Annotated in this window: 17 protein-coding genes; 4 read left to right on the plus strand and 13 right to left on the minus strand. The window is 63.8% G+C overall.

The features are described 5' to 3' along the window. Both FRC96_RS17155 and FRC96_RS17160 read right to left on the minus strand, forming a co-directional pair. A partial coding sequence (locus FRC96_RS17155; RefSeq protein ID WP_146976249.1) for a VIT domain-containing protein occupies positions 1–1,853 on the minus strand: 1,853 nt, incomplete at its 3' end. A 603-nt stretch (positions 1,854–2,456) separates the two neighbouring features. After that, the gene (locus FRC96_RS17160; protein ID WP_146976251.1) at positions 2,457–2,849 is read right to left on the minus strand and encodes a TraR/DksA family transcriptional regulator; all 393 of its coding nucleotides are present in this window, start codon (positions 2,847–2,849) and stop codon (positions 2,457–2,459) included. A gap of 278 nt (positions 2,850–3,127) precedes the next feature. Between FRC96_RS17160 and FRC96_RS17165 the strand changes: the two genes are divergently transcribed. Then, positions 3,128–4,714: a DEAD/DEAH box helicase gene (locus FRC96_RS17165; protein WP_230470382.1), complete on the plus strand. Its 1,587-nt coding sequence runs from the start codon at positions 3,128–3,130 to the stop codon at positions 4,712–4,714. A gap of 183 nt (positions 4,715–4,897) precedes the next feature. Here FRC96_RS17165 and FRC96_RS17170 read toward each other — a convergent pair whose 3' ends face one another. Further along, a complete protein-coding gene (locus tag FRC96_RS17170) occupies positions 4,898–5,902 on the minus strand; it encodes a hypothetical protein (RefSeq protein WP_146976254.1) in 1,005 nt (334 codons plus the stop codon). Positions 5,903–6,055: 153 nt separating this feature from the next. Beyond that, positions 6,056–6,496 carry an alternative ribosome rescue aminoacyl-tRNA hydrolase ArfB gene (gene arfB / locus FRC96_RS17175; RefSeq protein ID WP_146976256.1) on the minus strand — a complete coding sequence of 147 codons (441 nt, stop codon included), beginning with the start codon at positions 6,494–6,496 and terminating at the stop codon, positions 6,056–6,058. 196 nt (positions 6,497–6,692) lie between these two features. On the opposite strand from arfB, the gene FRC96_RS17180 reads away from it, so the two are divergent. After that, positions 6,693–7,145 carry a YaiI/YqxD family protein gene (locus tag FRC96_RS17180; RefSeq protein WP_146976257.1) on the plus strand — a complete coding sequence of 151 codons (453 nt, stop codon included), beginning with the start codon at positions 6,693–6,695 and terminating at the stop codon, positions 7,143–7,145. A 51-nt stretch (positions 7,146–7,196) separates the two neighbouring features. On the opposite strand, the gene FRC96_RS17185 is transcribed toward FRC96_RS17180, so the two are convergent. From FRC96_RS17185 to FRC96_RS22395, 8 genes are all read right to left on the minus strand, one after another. Further along, on the minus strand, positions 7,197–7,682 hold the full coding sequence (locus FRC96_RS17185) for a GNAT family N-acetyltransferase (RefSeq protein ID WP_146976259.1): 486 nt from the start codon (positions 7,680–7,682) through the stop codon (positions 7,197–7,199). Positions 7,683–7,714: 32 nt separating this feature from the next. Beyond that, positions 7,715–8,119: a hypothetical protein gene (locus FRC96_RS17190; protein ID WP_146976260.1), complete on the minus strand. Its 405-nt coding sequence runs from the start codon at positions 8,117–8,119 to the stop codon at positions 7,715–7,717. 227 nt (positions 8,120–8,346) lie between these two features. Next, positions 8,347–11,043 (minus strand): hypothetical protein, encoded by a 2,697-nt coding sequence (locus tag FRC96_RS17195; protein ID WP_146976262.1) that lies wholly within the window; start codon positions 11,041–11,043, stop codon positions 8,347–8,349. A 655-nt stretch (positions 11,044–11,698) separates the two neighbouring features. Next, positions 11,699–12,121 (minus strand): hypothetical protein, encoded by a 423-nt coding sequence (locus FRC96_RS17200; protein WP_146976264.1) that lies wholly within the window; start codon positions 12,119–12,121, stop codon positions 11,699–11,701. 96 nt (positions 12,122–12,217) lie between these two features. Continuing rightward, on the minus strand, positions 12,218–12,655 hold the full coding sequence (locus FRC96_RS17205; RefSeq protein WP_146976266.1) for a hypothetical protein: 438 nt from the start codon (positions 12,653–12,655) through the stop codon (positions 12,218–12,220). Between the two features lie 94 nt (positions 12,656–12,749). Next, positions 12,750–12,926: a hypothetical protein gene (locus tag FRC96_RS22390; RefSeq protein WP_230470383.1), complete on the minus strand. Its 177-nt coding sequence runs from the start codon at positions 12,924–12,926 to the stop codon at positions 12,750–12,752. Between the two features lie 2 nt (positions 12,927–12,928). After that, a complete protein-coding gene (locus FRC96_RS17210; protein ID WP_146976267.1) occupies positions 12,929–13,627 on the minus strand; it encodes a hypothetical protein in 699 nt (232 codons plus the stop codon). Between the two features lie 668 nt (positions 13,628–14,295). Further along, positions 14,296–15,561 (minus strand): carbohydrate-binding domain-containing protein, encoded by a 1,266-nt coding sequence (locus FRC96_RS22395; RefSeq protein ID WP_230470384.1) that lies wholly within the window; start codon positions 15,559–15,561, stop codon positions 14,296–14,298. A gap of 305 nt (positions 15,562–15,866) precedes the next feature. Here FRC96_RS22395 and FRC96_RS17220 point away from each other — a divergent pair, with 305 nt between their 5' ends. Together FRC96_RS17220 and FRC96_RS17225 are read left to right on the plus strand one after the other, a co-directional pair. Next, positions 15,867–16,778, plus strand: coding sequence for an ABC transporter ATP-binding protein (locus FRC96_RS17220; RefSeq protein WP_230470385.1), 912 nt, complete (start codon positions 15,867–15,869; stop codon positions 16,776–16,778). Between the two features lie 3 nt (positions 16,779–16,781). Further along, on the plus strand, positions 16,782–17,573 hold the full coding sequence (locus FRC96_RS17225; protein ID WP_146976271.1) for an ABC transporter permease: 792 nt from the start codon (positions 16,782–16,784) through the stop codon (positions 17,571–17,573). Between the two features lie 21 nt (positions 17,574–17,594). Here FRC96_RS17225 and FRC96_RS17230 read toward each other — a convergent pair whose 3' ends face one another. Continuing rightward, the gene (locus FRC96_RS17230) at positions 17,595–17,897 is read right to left on the minus strand and encodes a hypothetical protein (RefSeq protein ID WP_146976273.1); all 303 of its coding nucleotides are present in this window, start codon (positions 17,895–17,897) and stop codon (positions 17,595–17,597) included. Positions 17,898–18,227 lie beyond the last annotated feature (330 nt).

Below are 18,227 nucleotides of genomic sequence, written 5' to 3' on the forward strand. Positions count from 1 at the left end.
TCGCCGCGACCCAGGGTGCGCGCGAGCAGGCGCTGGGCGTCGCGGTTGGCCGCCCCGCCCGGGTCGACCACGTGCAGGCGCACGCCGAGCGCGCTGAAGTCGGGCGCGAGCTCGTCGACGATGATGGCGACCTCAAGCGGCCCCACGCTGGTGTGCGCGTCGGTGATGTAAACCACGCTCATCGGCGGCGTCGCCCTGCCCTCGCCAGCCCGCGCTCGCGCCACCTCAAGCACGGCGCGAAGCGTCTCCAGGGTGTTCTGGGCGCCGCCCTGCTCAAGCGCATCAAGCGCATCGCGCAGAGCCCCGTCCGCCGCCGTGGTCCAGCCCTCGCCCAGCACCTCGCATGTCTCCGCGCAGCTCAGGGCGGCGACGCGGCGAGGAGCCTCCATCTCGTCGAGCATCGCTCGGGCCAGGCGTCGCTGGACGTCGAGCAGAGCCTCACCGCTGCGGTACGAGCTGTCGAAGACCAGCAGCACATCGTCCGGATCGTTGGCCACGCTTAAGGGGAGGGGCGGACGCACGCGCAGGAGCATGTAGGCGTCGTCGTCGGGCCGGCGCGGTTCCACAAAGATCTGGGCGCTGAGCGCCTCGCTGCGCTCGGCGTGCTGCACCTCCACGACAAAATCCCCCTCCGACCAGAAGTCCTCGCGGGCCATCCTCACGTGGGCATACGCCGGCTCCCCGGGCTCTGCAGAGGCTTTGAGCTCCGCCTCATAGCCCGAGACTTGCACCGAATCGGCGGGCACGTCGTAGAACTTGAGGCTGAAGCCGACGTGATCGATGGGATCCTGAGCGATGCCCATCGGGTAGGCGTAACGGTAGCCTCCGGCCGAGGGTTCCAGGCGGTGGTAGAACCCGATGCGCACGCTCACCTGAGCGTCCGAGGGCACGCTGCCCAGCCGCAGTTCCCCGCGCGAGGTGGTGCCCTGATCGAGCTGGGCCTGCTGCAGGCCGAGTCTTCTTGCGGCCTCCCAGGTCCTCTTCGCCTCCTCGCGGGTCTCAATGCGCGCCTCGCGCCAGGTATTATCCGCGCCGACCTTCATCGCCATACGCGTGAGCACCGCGCCGGGGGGAAGCGCAAAGGTGTAGGTGGCGTCGAGCGAGCCTCGGCCGCGGTTGGCAAAGGTCTCTTCGACCTCGGTGTAGGCCACCGGCCCGTGAATGCCCGCGCGCACCTCCATCTTCAGGTGCTCAACCGGGGGCTCTTCGAGCACCTCACCCTCATGGAGGGTGCGCAGCTCGCCCAGGCGGCGCACCTGGCTTCCCAGGGGCTCCTCGCGCTCCTGCCCGGCGAAGATCTGGTCAAGGTGCAGCGGCGGAAGCTCCACCAGGCTGCCATCGGCCTCGATGCGCAGGGGGAGTGCGCGCGCAAGCGCGCGCTCTTCTTCGGAGGTGCGTACGGTGGCCTGCCCCGCGCGCAGCGTCAGCTCGACGATGTCCTTGTTGCGCGCGATCTTCACGCGGCCTTCAAGCTCCAGCGCCCTCTTCTTCCCCAGGCTTAGCGTGAGCGCGGCGTCGGTCGCGTCGACCCACACGCCCCCGTCGAGCACCTCCACAGTCGGCGTCTTCGTTTTGCCCAACACCACCGACGCCCCGGCCGCGAGCACCACCTCCTGAGCATCGGGAAGGGTGAGGCGCTGCGTCGATCCGTAGACCGCCTCCACCCGCTCCCCCGGGGCCACCACCTCGGGGATCAGGCGTTCCCGCTCCACCTCGCCACGCGCCGGAACGCTGACCACGTGCGCCTGCCAGGTGGCCGGCCCCTCGATAAGGCCGCGAACCTGCTCACACCCCGTAGCGGTCAGCATCGCTCCCAATCCCAGAATCACCAGCCAGTGGCGTGCGCGTCGCATAGATGCCCCGTGTGGTCGCCGTCGTCGTGAGTTGAATGGGGGAGTATAGCGAAGTTGGGGGGGCGTGTGCAGGGGGAAGTTGGGCCGGGCGGCCCACTCACGGCCCCGGCCGCAACACCCCCTCCTCTTCCACGACCTGCCCCCGGTGGCATCTTTATGCCCCCCCTCCCCCCTCCGAACCCTCGGGCTGTGGCATCTTTATGCCCCCTTCACCCCTCCGAACCCTCGGCACGTGGCATGTTTTGCCTCCTTTACCCCTCCGAACCCTCGGGACGTGGAATTTTTTTTGCCCCCTTTACCCCTCCGACCCCTCGGGCCGTGGCATGTAATGCCCCCCCCCTTTTTTCTCCGACACCTCGGCACGTGGCATTTCTATGCCCCCCTCCCCCCTTCGACCCCTCGGGCCATGGCATGTGATGCCCCCCCTTTTTTTTCCGACACCTCGGGCCGTGGCATCTTTATGCCCCCCTCCCCCCCTCTGACCCCTCGGAACGTGGCATGTTTTGCCTCTCGTCACCCCTCTGACCCCTCGGGACATGGCATGTTATGGCCTTTTCACCTCTTCGCCCCCCGCCGGGGTATCAACGTGTCTGAAAAAAACCCTCAATCATCAAAATCCCGCAAATGCCGCCTTCTCCCATCCCGCCGCGGCCCGGAGCGCTTGGACTGACAGGGCACACACAACGTCGCCCAGGGCATCAGCTCCAGGCGGCGCAGGGGGATCGGCTCGTCGCAGTCCAGACACAGCCCGAACTCCTCGGGGTCGGCGGCCATACGCGCAAGCGCCGCCTCAATCTTGCGCAGCTCTTCGACGCGCATGCGGTTTCGCTTCGAGGCGATCACCTGGTTCATCTCGTTGAGGGGCTGCTCATCTTCATCGGCGTGCTCCACCGCCGAGGGGCGGTTGGGGTCGACGCCAATGTCACCCTGGGTCATCAGCTCGGCGCGGCGAGCGGTGAGGCGCTCGCGAAGGATTTTCAAGTCGTCGTCTTCCACAGGCGTTCGTGCTCCAAAACGTTGTCATAAGGGGGCGGCCGACGCGCCCGATTCGCAGCGCAAAGATGTATCGCGCTTGACCTTTGAGCTCAACGCTGTCACAAGCCGCCTTGCCGAGCGCGCTATCCAGCAGCGCTCGAGTCTTCCAGAGAGCTAAGCGCCGGGCACACCTGCCGATTTCCCGGGCGCGCTATCCTTTTGCTCCGATGCTCCCGAAAGTGAGGTCGCCAAAGAAAGGGTCTGGCTCGTTATCCTTTTTACGGCACCATGGAGTCATTATGAGCACCTCTGTCGACGCTTCGGCGTCCATCCCCACGTCTACCTTTCGCGAGCTGGGCCTGAGCGACGCTATTTTGAGCGCGGTCAGCGAGGCCGGCTACAACCAGCCCACCCCGATTCAGGCCGGCGCGATTCCGCTGCTTCTGGCCGGCCATGACATCATCGGCCAGGCGCGCACCGGCACCGGCAAGACCGCCGCGTTTGCGCTGCCGATGCTCAGCGCCATCGATCTTAACGTGGGCGCGGTCCAGGGTCTGATTTTGACCCCGACGCGCGAGCTGGCCATTCAGATCGCCGAGGCGATGGAGACCTACGCCAGCCACCGCCCCGGCCTGCGCATTCTGCCGATCTACGGCGGCACCTCGATTGTGGGTCAGCTCCACGACCTGCGCCGCGGCGTGCACGTGGTGGTGGGCACCCCGGGTCGGGTGCTCGATCACCTGCGTCGCCAGAGCCTGCGCCTGGATCAGGTGCGCGCGCTGGTGCTCGATGAGGCCGACGAGATGCTGCGCATGGGCTTTATCGACGACGTGGAGACGATCCTGGAGGCCACGCCTAAAGATCGCCGCACGGCGCTCTTTTCGGCGACGATGCCGCGCGCCATTGAGGCTGTCGCTCACAAGCACCTGGAGCAGCCCCGCAGCGTGACCATCGCCTCCCAGGCCGAGGCCACCATCGAGCAGCGCTTTATTCGCCTGCGCTACCCGGAAAAATTCTTCGCGCTCGACCGCCTGCTGCGCGCCAGCGACCACGAGGGTGTTCTGGTCTTTGCCCAGCGCCGCGCCGACACCGAAGAGATCGCACAAAAGCTCAACGAGCTCGGCCACCGCGCTCAGGCCCTCAACGGGGATCTGGGCCAGCACCAGCGCGAGCTGGTCGTCAACCGCCTGCGTGAGCGCCAGCTCGACGTGGTCGTGGGCACCGACGTGGCCGCCCGCGGCCTGGACGTTGACCACCTGAGCCTGGTCGTCAATTACGACCTTCCCTTCGACGTGGACACCTACACCCACCGCGTCGGCCGCACCGGCCGCGCCGGGCGCGAGGGCATGGCGGTGAGCCTGATCTCCAACCGGCAGATGGCGTTTATTCGCCAGGTCGAGCGCAAAATGAAGGTCAACGTCACCCCCATGCAGATCCCCTCGGCCGCCGACGTGGAGCGCCGCGCCGCCGACGAGCACGCCGCCAAACTGCGCAAAGTGCTCACCGAGAAGCCCGACGTGCTCTCCCCGCACTACGATCTGGTCAAGGCCCTGGTCGATGAGGGCTTCCACATGACGGAGGTGGCCGCGGCCGCCTCGCTGCTCGCCGCCGGCGACGCCCTGCAGCCCCCGACGATGGCCGACCTCAACGCCATCACCCCCAGCTCGCACCGCAACTCCAAGGGCAGAAAGAGCCGCTCCTCGAAGCATCGCGGCCGCTCCAAAGGTCGCGGCTCGCGTAGCTCGAAGAACTCGCGCGGCTCCAAATCCTCGCGCTCGGCCAAATCCTCGCGCAGCGAGAGCCGCAAGAGCTCCGGGCGCAACGCCTCGCGCAACACCCGCAAAAAGTTCAGCCACCGCAAAGGCCCTAAACCCCCGCGCGATTGATTTTTTTCAATCAGGGAGCTGCGGATGTGAACACATGGTGATGTTGCTTGATGGAGCAGACATCGCGTCACCTTGAGTTCACGATCGGTGTTAAAAAACCCGGCGCATCCGCGCCGGGTTTTTTCGATCATGTCGAGGAGGTGAACTCGACCTCCAGCCCCTTCTAACAGGCCAGCGCGAGGGTCAATCCACCGCAGGCGTCGCCACCGCCATCCGCGGCACCGGGCTGACCGCGCGCACCTCCCAGCCCGAGGCGCTCAACAGGTCGCGAAGCCCCTGCGGGGGGCGCTCCCCGGCGACCTCCGCGTTAATCGGGCGCTCATCCACATAGGTCGAGACCGTGTACGAGGACCACTCCCCATCGCTGCACGCATAACACGCCCCAAACGCGTAATGCTGCTCGGCCATAAGACGGCCCTCCTCGGCGTCCCAGGAGGGCGCAAGCGCCACCAGCTCGGCGTCTTCGGCGGCGACCTCGATATCGTCTTCCAGGCCGAGCTTCAGCCCCTCAAAATGCTCCGCGCCCAGCGCCGCGCTCAACGCCCCGACCTCCACCTGCGCGGGCTCGGCGCCGCTGAAGTCCATGGCGATCTGCTCACACTCCACCCCCGGGTGCGCCGCGCCGCAGTAGTACGAATCCACACACAGGGTCACCAGCCCCACGCTGCCGACCGCCCCGACCGGGGTCATCGACACCTCCCACCAGCGATCATCGGGTGCCATGGTGGTCTCCTCCGGTGCCCAGGACTCCCCGGTGGTGTCGTTGATAAAGCGCCCGGTCATCACCGCCCGATCCGTCAAACAGGCCTTCGGGTCGGGCTCCTCAGCCCCCTCCATCATCTGCTCGGAGACGCAGCCGCAGTCGGGCTGCTCCACCTGGCGGGTGCCCTCCTCCCAGCGCCACATCCCGGTGGCCCCGGGCACCACCAGCCCGGCGATCGCGGCGTGCTGAGAGCCCAGCCCGTCGTAGACGCGCGTCTCCATCTCCCCGTCGTTCACCACGGTGACCGCATAGCGGGCGTTGGCCGCGCGCGTCTGCTCATCCTCAACCGGAGCGCGCGCCGAGGCGACCTCGCCAGTCGCATCTTCACCGCCCCGGTCCGCCGCACATCCCACGCCGGCTACCATCACCAGCATCGCCGCGCCCAACCATCTTCTGCCACCTTGCATGCCATCCTCCCGGCTCATGTCATCTCATTCATTGGATTGGTGCGCGTATGTCCTGACGTCGCCCGCGGCGCGAGCGCACACCCGCTCCACGCGCAGCCTCCACATACTCTATAAGAGCGCACCACCCGCGCTCTCTTCCCACCCCGCGTGCCTCGCCATCGTCTGACCGCCTCACCAGTCCCGACGTTTGGGTGCCTTCCTCAACGCCTTCTTCTCCCCCCGGCGCCGCTTCTCCTCGACACGCCGGCGCTTCGCCGCCCGCGAGGGCTTGGTGCGCACCCGGCGCTTCGGGCGCTGCAGGGCCTTATGCACCCGCTCGGCCATGCGCTTTCGCGCGTCTTCTTTGTTGCGATGCTGACTGCGCGTCTCACTCGACGCCATCATCATCACCCCCTCCTCGTTTATATACCCCGACAGGCGCGCCATCACTCGCCGCTTCTGCGCCTCATCGAGCGCGGTCGTCTGCGCGACCGGCCAGTGCAAAATGACCCGCGTATTCGACGTGTTCGCGTGCTGCCCCCCCGGGCCTCCCGAGCGCGTGCTCGTAAAATAGAGCTCCCAGCCCGGGATCACCACGCCATCGCCAACCTCTAAATCGTCTTCGCTCGCCATCGTCTCGTGCCTTCGCTGCATTGTATCAAGTGCCGTCGCGCCCAAAGGTGCACGCCACCCGGGGGGAATTCAAGGTCGGCCCCCGGCGCTCCACCCACCAGAAGAGCGCTGACAGCCACCCGAGGCTGCGCTACACCCCTGCATGCATCCTGTGAGCCGCCCCCCTCTTACCCCTTCCTTCCATCTCGGAGCCCCCATGACCATCTGGGTCGACGCCGACGCCGCCCCCGGCGCCGTCAAAGATATTTTGACCAAAGCCTCCCTGACCCGCGGCGTCGACGTGATGCTCGTGGCCAACCGCTGGTTGCCCAAACCCCGCGCCGCCCGCGTGCAGACCGTCGTGGTGCCCGCCGGGGCCGACGTGGCCGACGACTACATCGTGGAGCACTGCCAGGCCGGCGATCTGGTGATCACCGCCGACATCCCCCTGGCCGACCGCGTGATTGAGCGCGGCTGCGAAGTGATTACGGCCTACGGCCGCGAGCTCGACGCCGAAAACGTGCGCGAGGCCTTAAATATGCGCGACTTCAAAGAAGAGCTGCGCGACCTGGGCGTGATGACCGGCGGCCCGCCCCCTTATGGTCAGTCCCAGAAACAGGCCTTTGCCAACGCCCTCGATCGCTGGATCACGCGCAACCAGCGCGCCTAGTTGGCGGGGCTCGTGGGCGGAGCGGGCGCACCTATCACCAGGCCGCCGCCCCTACAACCACGCCTCCATCGCGTAATTATGAATCGACGTCTCGCCAATCTTCAGCTCTCGCCGCGCCAAAACCTCGAACCCCTTACGCTCAAAGAAGCGGCGCGCCGCCTCGCTGGCTTCGGTGTAGAGCCGCGCCAGGCCGCTCGCCAGCGCGTGCGCCTCAAGACGGGCATAGATCGCCGACGCCGCGCCCTGACCCGCGACCTCCGGGGCGGCGTACAGAAAATCGAGATGGCCATCACGCTCCAGATCGCCAAAGGCCACCGGCCGATCCGACGCATCGACAGCAACCAACGCCAGACGGCCATCGGTATATCGACGATGCATCTCTTCGGCGCCCGGCGCTCGCGATGCCCAGGCCTGAACCTGTTCACTTGAGTAATCGAGCGCTCCGATCACGATGACCGAGCGGCGGAACACCTCGACCAACTCCGCAGCGTCTTCTGGGCGATAGGGCCGAATCGCCGCAAAACTCTCTGCCTTCATACGTGTCGTCATCCTGGTTTTTCGCACGAGCCTCAGCGCCCCCGCACCGTCCGCATCATATCAATGCGCTGCACCAGCGGATCCACCAGCTTCGCCGGCATCGCCTCACTGACCCGCGAGCCCGAAAACTCCTCGGGCATCGTCACCGTCACGTAGTACGTGTCCTCACTCAAGCCCCGACGCGCCGCTCGCCCCGTGCGGTGGTGATAGCTCCGCTCCACCTGCTTGATGCGACTCACATCAAAGACATCCCCATAGCTCGTCGTGCCAATGCGCGACGTATGCGCGATGCGGCACCTGGACCCCACACACTCCAGCTCCGCAGAGACCGTGTCGGTCAGAAAGCTGGCGATCACCATCACACCAAACAACCCGATGGCCACCATGCCCCCGATCTGTTTGAGGGTGGAATCTTCGCCTTTCTTTTCCATTCCCATCGTCACACACCCTACATGTCCGCGCACGCGCAACGCCGCGTCGCTTCAGTTCTTCCAACCCGTCGCTTCCAAACCCTGAATGGGAATGAAACCAGCATAGAAGCTCACGGCCGCGCGTCCAGCCTCTTTTCATCCACCTGAATGGATCGACTCCGAACCAGATGACGTGGTGTGCTGCAGGCTATAAAGCGATGCGTCCTGGCACAAGCCCCCCTCAAACGCCCGAGTTAATCCTCAAAGCGGCGTAGCGGACAGTCCGTAAACAAGCCGCCTAGTGGACTTTCCGCGCTGCGAACCGGCACCATAAAGTCGATCTCGATATAAGCCCCCCCCATATAAGGCACATTTTCACCGCCATAACGAGCCAGACCTCCCGGCGAGTATCCTCGAAGACGCCCCTCCACATATCCCTGGGGTGTCCAGCGGGTGATCATGAGCGTTGCCGTCTCCTCATCCAGCCAGGCCGCAGGGGTCTGCAAAAAACCATGATAGATCTCCTCAAGGTGCACCCCACCACCGGCGGGCACCACCGTCGGGAACGGTCCGGGCACCTCGGCGGTGATCACATGCAAGTTGGGTTGATTCTCATACCCCATTTCAATGATCAGCATTCCGTCAGCATAAAGACCGGTAATGCCCATGAAGGCGCCCATGGTACCGTTGGCCATCCCACTGACCCGAATGTCATAAAAACACTCGCAATGCCCCACCCTCGCGCGCACTGAGTCCGTCAACTCCGTCCCCTCCAGGCGCGCGGTGATCGTCACCTCTTCGGCATCCCCGGGCACAAAAAGACCGTTTTGCGAGATGCTCCCGTCCGTAGCCGACCACACCGGCCGCGCGCTCGGGTCGGCGCTGGCGTACTCCGCCTCGAACTGATGGGTTTCATCCTCACTGAGGCAACGTGCGCGCGGGTTGATGCGCAAAAAGGACTTATCGCGGATCACCGCGGTCGCCGCGCGCGGCACCGGGTCACACGTCGGGCTGCGCAAGCCCCGGCTCGACCGACTCCGCAACTCCACGACCACCGGAAACGCCTCTTCGTTATCCGGCAGCACCACATCCACACTGAGCTGATTATCGTTGCGTCGCTCGTTCTCCAGAGTCGCCTCTCCCATCACGACCTCCCAGATCCCGGAGGGGTCGTGGGCATTTTCAATGGTTGATTCCAGCGTGACCGTCTCCCCGGGCAGCGCTGCCACGTTGGGCGTCTCCATCACGACCTCAATGGGCAACATATCGATGTTCTTGATCCAGCGTGAACTGGCCTCGTTGCTCTCCGGCGGAAAATGCGCTCGAGAGCCATTGGCCTTCACCTCGATCGCTCCCTCCCCAAAACGCTGCGGCTCATAGCTGTTGAGCACACCGCCCGGCCCTCCATCCACACAAAAACCCTCCCGGAAATCAGCCCCGTTGGCCCGCGACCCGATCTGCCCCGGGTACTCCACCTTGAGTTTCGAGCCGGTCATCCCCACCCGAATGTTCTCCCAGGGCCCCGGATTGAGCACACACGCACCGCTACCATCGAGCCATCCCCCCAGCGACTCCATCGGTCCGAGCTGCTGAACAAACTCCAGGAGTCCGGTGCTGATCTCGCGGGCCAGCCCATCATCAAGCCCGAAGCTGTCGAGAAGCGTATCGATCACAGACTCCCCCCCTTTGCCCGGCGTTGGATCAAAACGCCCCGCCAGAGAAAAGGCCAGATCGGCGAGCTGCTGACCGATATCTTTGGTCACATCCCACCCGGGCGCTTTGGCCGAGATATAGTAGTCAGACCACTCCTCCGCCTGTGTGTAGTCCTCCAGAAAATTCGGCGCGTAGCTTCGAACCTCCGGTGCATAAAGCTCTCGGGGATACGCGTTGGCGTGCGCGCTCTTCATCAGCTGATCGATCGTTAGAAAGATGCCCAGCAACTTACCCACAATCGCCGAGGGGGCCGGAATGCTGGAAAGCAGCCCGACCGCCTGCGCCACCATCGCCGTGCTCTCGGCCAACGCCTCCGAGGTTGCCGCCTTTCGCATGTAGTAGGAGAGGTCGTCCGAAGAGTTGATCTCCACCTCCACAAATCGGCTCAGACTGCCGCAGATGCCCTGCTGGCGGCTCCCCAGATCATCGCCAAACCCCAACCCTTCCGAGGGGCCGCGATCGGTAAAACGGGTCTCAAACCCTTCGGCTTCAAGCTCCGCCACCTCGAGAATCGCCTCGCGATTTCGCGTCGCAAAACCGAGCTTGCCCACAATCTGGTCGACCGCCTCCAGATCTTCGGCGCTCGGAGACAACTCCAGACGCTCCTCCTCAATCTGGCGTTTAAGCGAATCCGGATTGTCCGGATGCGCGGTCGCCCAGGCTTGAATCGCAAGCGGTATCGCCATCACGGGAATCTCCTCCAGATCCCCGCTCATCACCTCCTGTGCTGTAAGCCCGTAGGTCGCCAGAAGCTCGACAGCCAGCTCCGAGCTCGTCTCCAACGCCTCGATGAACGCTCCCGGCGCCGGCGGCAAAGCCTCCACCTCCCAGTCGAACTCCCCCTCACAGGCCGTCTGACCATCGTCAAAACGAAGCCCCACCGGCCCACCCTCCAACGAGTCCGGATGATGCGGCGACACGATGAAATGCGTCTCGTCCACAACGTCATAATAGACCGGCATCTTGTAGGATTCGCCCTCCTCCTCGCCGTAAATCACCTCCGCCACAAAAAGCCCCTCCCGCAGCTTCGGCCCCTCCACGTCCACATCAAAAAGCTGCAGATCGATATCCACCCGCTCAAAAGGCTCCGCCCCCTGCCGGGAGAGCTCCACGCCCTGGCAATACGAGGCAAACTCCACCTCCTCAGGCTCAGCCCCCTCGTAGACCTCCAGGTTGTTTTCGGGCTCAAAGTACTTGCTGCACCCCTCACACCCCGACGCCATGAGCCCCAACGTCACGACCATTCCGACCCGCGCCACAGCCCGCCAAGTCGAATCCTCATTGCTTGCCATCACCTTCATCACACCACCCCATTCTTATCGACGCATTTATGGTAACACGCCATGAGCAGAAGTTGACGCTGGTGGATGCGAGATTGAGAGTGACGCGGGCAAGGCGCAAAACGCAGGCGATGCTTTAGCATCGTCGAGGCTTTGCAACGCAGCTCGCGGTGCTCTCAATACAGCAGACACAGCGTCAACGATAGCTCACGGCGTAATAACTGTATGAAACACCATCAATTCTATGCCCGACGCGCACAAGCGCCTATCCCTACCCACACGAAAGATCCGCCGCCTTCGAGTGAACGTATCTAAGGCTTTTGCGGGTTCGCGCTGCACGTTGTCATTCATTGTGCTATTGGACGAAACACCCCCTCATTTGATTCAATCCCCTCTCACCACGCCCCCGGTGATCGCGCTTCTTCCCGCTCTCGCTCCGCCTCGCTCTTTTCGAACGCCCCATCCCCCGAATCATCGCTCTCGACCTGCTCCTACCCCGCCATCTGCGCGATCTCCTGCGAGATCCTCAGATAGCGATCGATTAGGCCTGCCACCTCCTCATGATCCAGAAGCGCACGTGCGTGCCCGACTCGCAACCTTCGCTTGTCCGGTCTCAGGTAGCCCCCGGCTCCAGGACCTCCAGAAGAAGCTCGCCAAACCGTGGCTGCATCACTGGCGAGGTCACCGGCTGACGACCGCGGGTGTGCACCTCGAAGTGGCGAGCACACTCGCTCTGCGCATCTCCCAGCCGCTCATCCACCGCCACGCCTTCTTTGAGCCTTCGCGATTCGATCTCCAGATCCTCGGGAAATGGCGCATCGAACTCCAATTCAAAGAGCGTCATCGGGCCACGACCCCTCGTCGGCTCACTATAGCCCGCACGCACTTGAATGGGCCCTTCCCGCACATTGAGCTTCCACGACATCCCGAAAAACGTCTCCTCGGGCGCTTCCCACCCACGAGCCTGACGTATCTTCTCCCAGAGTGCATCTGCGCGCTCCACCCGCCAGACCATGTGGAAGATGATTCCAAGCATCCCGATTCCAGTGACGACTGCCACAAGTGTTCTCAGTACTTCCGTTGGTTCTTCCACGCCCCTTACCTCCCAGGTTCTTCGACCTCATCGTTTCTCTCACCACTCCACGCTCGAGCGCGCCTCCTCCCGCTCCCACACATCCTGCGCCCTGACCTCCTCACTCACCTCCTGCCGCACCTTATCCCCCGCTCCCGTGAGCCCGGCCAACTCCGCGATCTCCTCCCCAATCTGCAGACAACGATCAACGAACACCTCCAGCTCGTCCGTCGTCATGTCTTCCTTACGGTAGCGCAACTGTATGCAACGCCTGTTTAAGACCACCTGATCGCTCATCGCGCTCAGAGCCAGAAACAACTCCCCCAGACGGGGCTGCATTACCGGCGACTCCACCCCGTGACGCCCCACCATCCGCACCTGAAACGCCTCAAAAAACTCGCCGCGCTCCTCCCCCAATCGCTCGTCGACCGCCATCCCCGGACAGAGTGTCCTCGGCTCAATGTCGAGCTCGCGGGGAAAGCGCTCATCAAACGCCATCGTGACCCCCCAGAAAAACCGACGGTCCGATTCTCTCGAAGGATGCCCCAGCCCCTGAGTGAAAACATGAAAACGGATCATACCCCTTCCATTCTCATACACCAGCCCGCCATCGGTTCGTTTGAACTTCACGCGAGCGTTGTTTTGCACCTTTTCCCACATAAAAATCCGAAGCGACCGCAAACCAGATCGTCAATACAATCACGCCGTTCATCACGACCAACGAAATCGCAGCAAAAAGTGTCTCATAGAACGTAAACTCTTCCTGCATACTCACCCCCTTGACGCCACTTTATGTGTTGGCACGTGTTTATCGCTGCTTACCTTCTCTCCCTTGCCGCCGGTCGACGCGTCCAGCCCGGCCATCGCCGCGATCTTCTGCGCGTGTGCCATCCCCTCATCGATAAGCCTCCCGAGCACCTCCTGATCCAGCGTCAGCCGCATCGTATGCCTCAGGCTCAACCGCCCCTTCTGCAACCGCACCCGCACCCCGGGCCGATTCACATCCAGCATCACCTGCGCAAACTCCGGGTTGGCCAGGCGCCCGAACACCTCACACTCCGGAGAGGGCTTGTGCACGGAGAAGGTATGATGAAAGGTCCAGTCCTCAGGCCCAAAACGCGCATCGGCAGGCTGCTCACGAAGATCCGATCGACGCGGTATGACCTTGAGCGCCTCGGGAAAGGGCGCATCAAAATCAAAACGCAACACAAAACGAGGAGAGCGACCGTTGCCCCCCTCGGTGTACCCCGCCTGCATGCGCACCGCCCCCTGGCGCCACTCGGCCTTCAGCGAGATGTCCGTCCAGGCGTCATGCGGCTTCTCCCACCCCCGGGCCTCCCGAAACGCCTGCCAGAACGCATCGACGCGCTGCAGACGCCACACGTAAAACGCCATCGCCCCCAACGCGCCAAGCCCGGCGAGCACTGCGGCCACCGGCAGGATCCACTGCTCCAACGTCTCCAACACCATCGCCACCTCCCCGGCATCATGTGCGCGCGCCCCTCAGGCCCGCCACCTCGCCACGTTTGCTCCCTGAGCACACCATCTCACCATCGTCGGATTGAGCGCTCGTTGTAGCAGGCCGGGCGCCGGGGCTCAAAGCGTCCCGACGACGTAGAAGTTTACTTAGCTCTAACCACACGCATCCCTGGCCTGAGGCAAACCTTACGACGCCGTGAGCAGAAGTTGACGTCGATAGCTGCGAAGCCGAGAGCTTCTCGGGCAAGGCGCAAAACACAGGCGATACATGACTATAGTTGCGTTTTTGCAACGCTGCCCGAAAAGTTCTCAACGCCGTAGATACGGCGTCAACGATAGCTCACGGCGTGATTACGATGCCTGTAGAATCAAACTCGATGGTGCTTGATGACGAGTGATGTCTCGAAGAGCAGCTACTCACTAGCGCCCATCCCCCAAATCCCCAAAAACGCGACATTCTGGCACAGACCATCGCCTCGACCTCACCCCCAGCGTGGTTTTTTGCAACAGACCATCGCCTCGACCCCACCCCCACCGTGGTTTTTTGCGACATGCCATCACCCTGGACGCGCTTTTTTGCCACCCGATGCCATCCCGCATCCCTTTTGCTGCCGTAGAAGCATGCATCAGGGCATCGAGCATCGCCCGACGCCCCGCGATCAGCGCGTCAGCACGCGAACGCCCACCGTCGCCCCCGGCCGCAGCTGGACCTGCTCTCCAAACATCCAGCCTCCGATAAAACCTTCGGGGAGGGCGTTGCCGGATTCATTGGCCAGATCCAGCGTCAGCGTGGGTCCGCCAAAGAGCGCCAGCCGCTCCCCGAGCCCCACTGCGAGCATCGGGCGAAGCTTGAACATCGAGAAGGGCGTGCGCCAGCCGCTGCTGATAAGCGCAGTTGCGCCGGCGTCGAGCGCAAACTCCAGCGCCTCGCTGAGCTCGGCGCGCCAGCCCATGCGAATCGAAAGGGCGAGCGTGGGCCCCTGGCCCTCCCCGCGTCCAAAGGCCTGCGTTCCCACGCCGTAGCTATGGTAGAACGCCCCGGCGCCGTGACGTATCCCGGCCTGCAAAAGCCCCTCATCGGAGATTTCGGCTTCCGGGTAGACGTAGCCTCCGCGGTAGATGCCCACCGCCGCGATGCCAGCGTGCTCGCCAGTGGCCACGTTGACCACGCCCACTTGAAATCCGTGCGCCTTGCCGCCTGTGATGTTCACGCCGCCGATCTGCAGACCGTGCGTATCGCCCCGGGTCAGGTTGAGCGCCCCGCCGATCTGCAGCCCCCGAAAGTCGCCCCCGTTGATATTTGCTGCCCCGCCGATTTGCAGGCCCTGCACATCGCCGCGGGTCAGGTTGAGCGCCCCGCCGACCTGCGCCCCTTCAAAGGCTTGCGGATTGAGGTTGAGCGCTCCGGCCACCTGCAGCCCTTGCACCGAGCCCCCGTTGACGTTGGCTGCCCCGGCCACCCCCAGCCCGCTCACATCCCCACCGTTGATGTTCAGAGCACCGGCCACCTGCAGTCCCTCGACCGATCCCGCGTTGATGTTGGCCGCCCCGCCCACCCCCAGCCCGCTCACATCCCCACCGTTGGTATTCAGCGCACCGGCCACCTGCATGCCGGCGCGATCGCCGGCGTTGATGTTGGCCGCCCCACCCAGCTGGAAGCCCTGCACATCCCCGCGGGTGACGTTGAACGCTCCGCCCAACTCAAAGAGACGCGTGCCCCCGCTCAGGCCTCCAACCATATTGAACGACACCACGCGCGGCGCATCTGGCAACGCCGACGAGGTTCCCACGTAGGGGAAGAGATCCAGGCCGAAGACGATCGCGTCATCACCCGACCGCGGCTCCACAGCGTCTTCAGCATGTAAGGGCGACGCCAGCACCAGAAGCCCCGTCATGCTCACCAGAAACATCTTTGTATGCATCATAAACCATCCCCTGTATCGACCGGTCCGACAAACACCTGAAACGCTCTACCATCTCCACACGACAATCACGTCATACATCATCGCCTCGTCAGGGTTATGCGTCTCAAAAACGATCACCCGTCGCTCGCCGCGCCTACCTCATCCATCCGTTCCCGATCGATGCCCCTTCTTTCTTCGCGAGCCTTTTGCTCTCTGCTATCACGCGTTAGGGCGCACGCCCCCACGACCCTGCTCACGACCATTGGAGCTCCACGATGCCCCCAGACGCTTCATCTCCCTCCCCAAACGAAAACCCGCCCGCGGTCATGGCCCGTAGTCTGCGACGCACCTTTGGCGAGTTTGTGGCCGTCGACGGCATCGACTTCGAGATCGAGCGCGGGGAGTGTTTTGGATTTCTGGGGCCGAACGGCGCCGGCAAGACCACCACGATGCGCATGATCTACCGCGCCTCCCCGGTCGACGGGGGCCGCCTGGAGGTCCTGGGGCTGGACGCGGCAAGCGGCGATTTCGACCGCCAGATCAAAGCGCAGATGGGGGTGGTGGCCCAGGAAGACAACCTGGATACCGAGACGACGGTGCGCGAGAACCTGCGCGTGTTCTGCCGCTTTTACGGCATGTCGACCGCCGAGGCGAACCGGCGCTGCGACGAGTTGTTGGAGTTTGCGGGCCTGGTTGAAAAATCCGACCAGCGGGTGCAGGCCCTCTCCGGGGGCATGAAGCGCCGGCTGATGATCGCGCGCGGGCTCATCAGCCGCCCGCGCATCGTGATCCTGGACGAGCCCTCCACCGGGCTTGATCCCCGCGCTCGCCAGAACGTGTGGGACGGGCTCGCCAGGCTGCGCGAAGACAACGTCACGCTCGTGCTCACCACCCATTATATGGACGAGGCCGAGCGCCTCTGCGACCGCATCGCCATCATGGACCGCGGGCGCATCGTGGCCTGCGACTCCCCCACCGGGCTCATCGCCCGCTGCAGCGCCCCGCAGGTCATTGAGCTCAGCCTGCGCCGCGGGCCGCTCCCCGAGCACGCTCAACCCCTACTCACTCGGGCACAACGCGTGGAGCATCTGCGCGACCGCGTGCTCCTCTACGTCGACACCCCCGAAGATCTTGTGGGCGACCTGACCAAAACACTGCCCGACCACCCGGCGATGGTGCGGCGCGCTTCTCTGGAAGATGTCTTTCTGGAGCTCACCGGCCGCGGCCTGGAGGATTAATCGATGCGACTTCCCGGCGACATTGATGTGAAGATGGCCCTGGCGGTCTGGTGGCGAAACGCCACCGTGTACCGCCGCACCTGGCTCAAAAACATCCTCCCCAACTTCTTTGAGCCCCTGCTCTATCTTGTGGGCATGGGGCTGGGGCTCGGTTTTTATGTGGGTGAGGGCATCAGCGGACAGGATTATATCGCCTTTATCGGTCCGGGGCTTTTAGCCTCGGCGGCGATGAACGGCGCGGTCTTTGAGGTGACCTACAACCTCTTCATCAAACTCAACTTCGACCGCCTCTACGACGCCTACCTCTGCACGCCGGCCCAGATTCAGGATGTCGCCGCTGGCGAATTGATGTGGGCGGTGACCCGCGCCTCGATCTACGGTGCGGGATTTTTGATTGTGTTGGCCGGCATGGGGCTTGTGGGCTATCCGATCCTCACCAGCCCTTTTACACTCTTAATGCCGGCGGGCGTGATGCTCATCGGCGCATGTTTTGGCCTCATCGGGATGTGGTTTTCGACCTTCATTCGCACCATCGATCTCTACTCGTATTTCTACACCCTTTTTATCACGCCCCTCTTTTTGTTCTCCGGCATCTTCTTTCCGGTAGAGCGCTTTCCCTTCGGCCAGGAAATCGCCTGGTGCACACCTCTCTACCACGGGGTGCGCCTGATGCGGGGGCTGGCCTCTGGCGAGCTCACGCCGGAGGTGGGTGTGAGCGTGCTCTGGCTTGCGGCACTCTCACTGCTCCTGATGGCCATCGTCCCCGGGAGAATGAGGCGGCTGGTGTACGGCTGAGCGCTCGCGGCGCCTGGAGCGCTACTTCTTAAACAGCGCCTCCAGCTTCGCCCGAGCCTCATCAGCCTCACTTCGCACCTCCTCCCCACCATCGCCCTTCGGGGGCGCGGGCCGAAAGAAGTCACAGAAATTCGCCCGCTCCTTATCGCGCACCGGCTCACTCACCGGCTCCCGACAACTCTTGGAGGCGTGGGTGTCGTAAAAGCGGCAATTCTTGCACACGCGCATATCCGCATCACAACCCGGGCAGGTCGTGGTGCGAAACACGCCGGTGAGCTCGGCCTGGCGGCCGCAGTTAAAGCAGGTCAGGTGGATCATCTTCATAAGGTCGTTCCTCACACTGAAAGACACGAGCGCCGCGCACAGCCTAACCCGCACGCTCCGCCGGGGTCGAGATGCGACGCGTGCGTGAACCCACGCCGCGCTCGCCAGAAGCACTTCGGGAACGTTCACCCTCTTCTCTGCGTTCCCCGCCCGAGACATCCCCCAGGCATGAGCCCCCAAACCAACCGCGCATCCAGGGCGGCATCCAGGGCGTTGATGCTGGTGGCGCCCTTCGTTGTTGATTTTTTGTGCCTCCCCCCAACCATCAACGTCGGAGGGCGGCATCCAGCAAGGAGCAAGGATGAAGCTGTAGCAGCGCTACCGCGAATC

Source organism: Lujinxingia vulgaris (assembly GCF_007997005.1).
GTDB lineage: Bacteria > Myxococcota_A > Bradymonadia > Bradymonadales > Bradymonadaceae > Lujinxingia.